General features: G+C 66.8%; 6 protein-coding genes. 1 reads left to right on the plus strand and 5 read right to left on the minus strand.

Going from position 1 to position 6148, the window contains the following annotated elements:
- Positions 1-20: 20 nt before the first annotated feature.
- The 5 genes from AWB83_RS34005 to AWB83_RS34020 all read right to left on the minus strand — a co-directional run bounded on the left by AWB83_RS34005 (position 21) and on the right by AWB83_RS34020 (position 4981).
- Entirely contained in the window at positions 21-1562 is a 1542-nt protein-coding gene (locus tag AWB83_RS34005) for a methyl-accepting chemotaxis protein (protein WP_087049994.1), read from the minus strand.
- Between the two features lie 149 nt (positions 1563-1711).
- A complete protein-coding gene (locus AWB83_RS36895) occupies positions 1712-1873 on the minus strand; it encodes a hypothetical protein (protein WP_008353824.1) in 162 nt (53 codons plus the stop codon).
- A gap of 40 nt (positions 1874-1913) precedes the next feature.
- Positions 1914-2534 carry a glycosyltransferase family 9 protein gene (locus tag AWB83_RS34010; protein WP_087049995.1) on the minus strand — a complete coding sequence of 207 codons (621 nt, stop codon included), beginning with the start codon at positions 2532-2534 and terminating at the stop codon, positions 1914-1916.
- Positions 2535-2856: 322 nt separating this feature from the next.
- Positions 2857-3372: a hypothetical protein gene (locus AWB83_RS34015; protein ID WP_244197980.1), complete on the minus strand. Its 516-nt coding sequence runs from the start codon at positions 3370-3372 to the stop codon at positions 2857-2859.
- Between the two features lie 109 nt (positions 3373-3481).
- The gene (locus tag AWB83_RS34020) at positions 3482-4981 is read right to left on the minus strand and encodes a UdgX family uracil-DNA binding protein (protein ID WP_087049991.1); all 1500 of its coding nucleotides are present in this window, start codon (positions 4979-4981) and stop codon (positions 3482-3484) included.
- Between the two features lie 214 nt (positions 4982-5195).
- On the opposite strand from AWB83_RS34020, the gene AWB83_RS34025 reads away from it, so the two are divergent.
- Positions 5196-5897 carry a glycosyltransferase family 2 protein gene (locus AWB83_RS34025; protein WP_087049992.1) on the plus strand — a complete coding sequence of 234 codons (702 nt, stop codon included), beginning with the start codon at positions 5196-5198 and terminating at the stop codon, positions 5895-5897.
- Positions 5898-6148 lie beyond the last annotated feature (251 nt).

Consider the following 6148-nt stretch of genomic DNA (forward strand, 5'->3'; position numbering starts at 1 on the left):
CCCACGCGCCATCGCACCGCTCAGGCCGGCAGCCTGAAACTCCCGATCGCCTCGCGCAGCACGTCCACCTGATCCTTCAGCGAATGCGCGGCGGCGGCCGCCTCTTCGACGAGCGCGGCGTTCTGCTGCGTCACCTGATCCATCTCGACCACCGCGCGGTTCACCTGCTCGATGCCCGCGCTCTGCTCGCTCGACGCGTGGCTGATCTCGTCGAGAATCTCGTTGACGCGGCGCACCGACTGCACGATCTCGGTCATCGTCGCGCCCGCGTTCGACACGAGCGACGCGCCTTGCTGCACCGTCTGCGTCGACGTCTCGATGAGCGCCTTGATCTCCTTCGCCGCCGTGGCCGAGCGCTGCGCGAGGCTGCGCACCTCGGCCGCGACGACCGCGAAGCCGCGTCCTTGTTCGCCCGCGCGCGCCGCTTCCACGGCCGCGTTGAGCGCGAGGATGTTGGTCTGGAACGCGATGCCGTCGATCACGCCGATGATGTCGCCGATCTGCTGCGAGCTTGCGGTGATGCGCGTCATCGTGTCGATCACGTCGTCGACGACGCCGCTGCCGCGCGTCGCGACATCCGCCGCCTGCTCCGCGAGACGCGCGGCCTGCGCGGCGCTTTCCGCGTTGCTCTTCACGTTGGCGGTCATCTGGTCCATGCTCGATGCGGTCTGCACGAGCGCGGCCGCCTGTTCCTCGGTGCGCTGCGACAGATCGGTGTTGCCCGCCGCGATTTCCGATGCGCCCACGTTGATGTTCTCGGTGCCGTTGCGCACGCGCGAAACGGTTTCGACGAGGCCGCGCTGCATCATGCCGAGCGCGTGCAAGAGGCTCGTGGTGTCGTTGGGATGCACGTCGACGGTGCTCGTCAGGTCGCCGCGCGCGATGCGGTGCGCCGCACCGACCGCGAGCTCCAGCTCGCCGCCGAGATTGCGCCTGATGCTGCGCAGGACGATCAGCATCGCGGCCGTCGCGATGCCGCCCAGCACCGCCGTGATCGCGAGCCAGCGCAGCGCGCTCGCCCAGAACGCGCTCTGCACGTCGTCCATGTACATGCCGGTGACGATGTACCAGTCCCACCGCGCGAAGCGTTGCGAGTAGGAGAGCTTGCCGACCGGCTTGTCGCTGCCCGGCTTCGGCCACAGATAGCTGACGAAGCCGCCGCCCGGCTGGTCGCCCGCCTTCACGATATCCACGAACAGGCGATTGCCCGCCGGATCCGTGTACGTCGAGAGATCCTGCCCGTTCATGCCGGACTTGATCGGATGCATCACCATCTTCGGATGCGAATCGTTGACGGAGAGATAGCCGTCCGTGCCGTAGCGAATCGCGCCGATCGCTTCGAGCGCGCGCTTTCTGGCTTCCTCTTCGGTGAGCGTCTTGTTTGCGGCGAGCGCCGCGTAATGCGCGGTGATCGCATGCGCCTCGTTGACGAGGGTTTTCAACTGCTCCTTGCGGTCGTCGATCATCGAGGCCCGGTTCTGCCACGCCCCGATGATTCCGATCGCGATCAAGCCGATCCACAGCACGGCGATCAGCGAGCCGAGCTTCCTGTTCAAGGTCATTCTGTTCATGTGTGCGCCCGTCGTTTCTTCGCGTGGTTCATTGCGACGGCGCATGCCGCCGCATGCCCGCTTTACGGCAGGCGCTGCGGCGAATGTAGGGCGGGGATACCCCTAAGCGAATTCGTCTGACTTGAGGCGTGGACGAAGCGTCAGAGCCGCCGGATCGGATCCTTGTCGGGCGGCGCGTCGGGATGCTGCGGCTCTTCCGGACGATGTCCCGGCGAAGGCGGCGTGAGCGGATCGGCTTCCGGATCGCGGTTCGGGTCCGCGACGGGATCCGGAACGGGATTGGTCTGCATGTCGAATTTCATGATGTTCCTCGAAGGGCGGTTCGGCGCGCGCACGGCCGCCTCAGGCGGACTCGTGCGCCGCCGGCATGTGCAGCGTGAACGGATGGCCCGGATGCGCGTCGCCCGTGCCTGACAGTGCGGCGCGGGCGCGCGCCGCGATCGCGTCGCTGCCGGTGTCGCGCGGATGCTCGTCGAGCACGATATGCGGTGTGCCGAGCGCGCGGGCAGCGGCGACGGGCGAGGACGCGGCGGCGTCGTCGGAGACGAGCAGGCGCGCATTGGCGATCAGCCGCGGCAGCGTGCGCGGCGTGACGGCGCCCGCGAGAAACAGCGCGGCCGTCTGCATCGCGCCCAGAACGCCCGCCGTGCGCTCGGGATCGGGCGCGTCGCCGACGATGGCGATCTGCCAGCCGTCGGCGGCGAGCTGGTCGGCGACGTCGGCGTAATGCTCGGCGGGCCAGGCGGGCGCGACGTGGTGGCTGCCCGGATGGATCAGCACGAGCCGCTCGCGCTCGATGCCGTGAAGCGCGGCGAGCTCGTCGTACTCGGGCTCGTCGTACTCGGCATCGGCCGGGGCGGGCGCGGCGTCCGCGGACAGGACGGCGCCCGGGGCGCTCGGCGTGTCGGGGATCAGCGCGGTGGCGAGGTTTTCGCTCAAAGGGGAAAGGGGATTGGCGCGCATCTTGGCTCCTGCAAGTGGCGTGGCCTCGTTTCGAAATTCCGCGATTCCGCGGCGACCGGGCACTTCCCAAGCACCCGCCATGCCCGGCGCGGATTCGCCGTGATTGCGCATGTCGCGCTTCTCGCGGGCGGCGGCGGCACGTACAGATTGCAACGGGAACCGTGACAGTTTGATCGTCGCGCGGGGCATCTGTTCAGATATTGAAGGAGCCGCGGCGGCGCTCGTCAAGGAGCGCGGTTTGGGTGCGGACGCAAAAAAACCGCCGCCTCGTCATCGCGAGGCGGCGGCTTTCGGTGTGGCGTGCGCCGTGAGCGCCGGGCGCTCAGGTTTCCGGATTGCCGTCTTCGGCGGGCAGGGCCTTCGGCGTGAAGGCTTCGGCGCGGCGGCGGATGCCATCGATTTCGCCGGTGGTGAAGGTGCGGTTGTCGGCGGCGAGCGCTTCCTGATACGACGCGCCTTCCGGCACGCGATGCAGCAGCGCGCGCAGTTCGCCTTGCGTCGTCTGCTCGACCGGCTCGTAGTCGTAGAGGCCGAGCGCCAGTTCGGCGCGCTCGTGCAGGATGAACAGGCACGACGCGAACACCGCGACCGCGAGCACTTCCTGCGCGCCGAAGCGGAATTCGTGCGGCACCGGCGAGAACGGCAGCCACGCGATGAGCGCCGCGCCCGCGAGCGCCAGCGCGATGGTGGCGTTGAGCAGCAACTGCAGGCGCGCGAGGATGCGCTCGCGTTCGGACTTCAGCTGACCGGACGATTTCGGCACGAGGGTGGCGAGGGACTGCTGACGGCGGAGTTCCTGAAGCGGGAGAGCGGCCATGGAGGTTGTGATCGGAGCCATCGATGAGCGCCAGGGCGGCGCGACACCGGTATAACGCGCGGCTTACAGGAAAGTTGACGGCGCTTTCGTCTTGTTTCGTCTGTTGCTTCCTGTTGCATTTGCTGCCCGGTCAGCGCGTGCGGTCCTTGACGGGCGTGCGGGTCGTCGCGGTGCCGTCCGCGATCTGCTGCGCGAAAACGAGCGCCTCGACGATCGTCCCGAAGACTTCCGTGCGCACTTTTTCGTCGGTCAGGCGCAGCAGATACGACGGGTGATAGGTCGGCACGACGATGCGTCCCTGGTGCTCGATGGTCTTGCCGAGATACTCGGAAAGCGCCGTGCGATGCCCCGTGAGCGCCTTCAGCGCGGTCGCACCGAGCGCGACGACCACTTTCGGCGCGATGCGCCTCAACTCCTCGTCGAGCCAGTAGCGGCAGGCTTCGCGCTCGCGCTGCGCGGGCGCGAGATGGGTGCGTTCGTCGCCGTGCGCTTCCCACTTGAAGTGCTTCACCGCGTTCGTCAGATAGAGCGATTCGCGCTCGAGCGCGGCCTCGGCCAACGCCTCGTCGAGGAGCTTGCCCGCCGGGCCGACGAACGGCTTGCCCTCGCGGTCTTCGTGATCGCCTGGCTGCTCGCCGACCAGCATCACCCGCGCATCGGCGGGACCGGCGCCCGGCACGGCCTGCGTCGCGTTGCGCCAGAGCGCGCAGCGCCTGCATGCGTCGAGCGACGGTGGCTCCGTGAGCATCGTGCCCTTGATCGGCTCCAGATCCGTGTTGATGGCCACTTCCATCTCGGGCGGCACGTTGCGCGGATGACGGTCGCGCCGCGAGTAAGGATCGGCGCGGGAGATCAGCGCGGGATCGGCGCACTCGTTCTGCGGGCTTTTCCAGTAGCGCACCGGCATGTGCGACGCCATTTCGGCGGCATTCGCCTGCGCCGGCGCGAAAGTGCTCTCGTAGTACGCGAGCCAGAGCGCTTCGATGGCGTCGCCGCTCACCGCCTCACCGCTCATCGCGGTTTCGCCGAAGTCCATCGGCTTCTCCTCCGGCTCGCTCGTGCGGTCGACGCGCAGGAGCGCGCCGTCCCAGAAGGCGGCGCCGTGGGGCGTGGCGATCATCCACGTGGCGCTGCCCATGCGCGTCGCGAAGTGCATGGCGGCGTGCTCCAGCAGATCGTGCACCGGCTCGAACCAGCTGATGAACTCGGGCGGCCCGAGCGATGCATCGCGATGCCGGAAGCGCAGCACCTTGCGCATCTCGCTTTCCTCGGCCTCGACCGTTTCGATCATCCGGTGGAGCCGGTGGCCATCCGCGTCTTGCGGCGACGCGACGGCGCGATCGCCCTGTGTCCAGCGCCACAGTGCCTTGTAGAGAAACGGCCAGCGGTCCGGCGCGCGATAGCACGCTGCCGTTTCCAGCATGGCGAGGAATTCGCGGGCGATCTTCACCGGTTTCTTCGCGTTCGGATCGACCGAGCCGGGCGGGGGCGGCTCGATGGTGCCGAACACCGTTGCCGAGGCATCCGATTCGCGCCACAACACCTCCTCCGGCCGTGCGCCCTCCATGAGGAGATCGCGCGCAGCGGTGCGCCAGGCGGCAAACGACGGATCAAGGATGATGCTTTTCATCGGCGAGCGGAATCAGAAAAGTACTGTATATCCATACAGTAATTCTAGCGATGCTAGCTGCTTTCCGGCAACTATTTGAGGATGATCGAGCCCTTTTACGGGAGGCGTTTCGGGGACGAAACATGGGAACGGCCATTGCTGAAATTGATCCGCCGCGGCAATCGATTGTCTTGTCGATTGCCTGCGGACGACATCATCAATACACGGAGCCGCCATGCTTGCCATTGTCATTCCTGCTCACAACGAAGCTGCGCATATCGGCGCGTGCGTGGCGGCTGCGCGTCGCGCGGCGGATCATCATCAGTTGCTTGGAGAAGCGGCGCGCGTGATCGTCGTTCTGGACAGCTGCACTGACGAGACGGGCGACATTGCGCGGGCGCTGGGCGCGGATGTGTTGTCCATCGAGGCGCGCAATGTGGGGATGGCGCGCGCGCATGGCGCCGAGCGGGCGCTGGCGCTGGGCGCGCGCTGGCTCGCCTTCACCGATGCCGATACCACTGTCGCGGAAGACTGGCTCGTGCGCCAGCTCGACTGCGGCGCCGATGCGGTGTGCGGCGTGATCGGCGTGCATGACTGGTCGCCGCATATCGGCGCGGTGCGCGAGCACTTCGGGCGCACCTATACGGATGCGGACGGGCATCGGCATATTCATGGTGCGAATCTGGGTGTGTCGGCGAAGGCTTATTTGCGGGCGGGTGGATTTCCTCCGTTTGAATCGAGCGAGGATGTGGCGCTGGTGGAGGCGCTGGTTGCGAGCGGCGCGCGGATCGAATGGAGTGCTTCACCGCGGGTGGTGACGAGTGCACGGACGGATTTTCGGGCCGCGAAGGGGTTTGGGGCGACGTTGCTTGAAGTGGGTAGGCGGTATCTTGGCTCCGAAAGCGTCGAGGATGAGGTTGTGGTTATTGCTGCTTGATGGGTTTTGTTTTTGTTTTGCTTGGGCTTTTCGTTCGATTGCTTCGGCTTTCGTGGAATCCTGAATTCTTAGTGGTCTATTAGCGTTGCCCCTGTGCGGGGCGGCAGTCACTTTCTTTGCTGCTGCAAAGAAAGCAACCAAAGAAAGCAGCTTTGGCCCGGAGTGCTTGAGGCAGACGCGTCGTCATGGTTCGGATTGGCCCAGCCCCTAAGTGTCGCCCTCAAAGGACTGAGGCGCCGTGGCTCGCGCAC

Source organism: Caballeronia ptereochthonis, from assembly GCF_001545075.1.
Taxonomy (GTDB): Bacteria; Pseudomonadota; Gammaproteobacteria; order Burkholderiales; family Burkholderiaceae; genus Caballeronia; species Caballeronia ptereochthonis.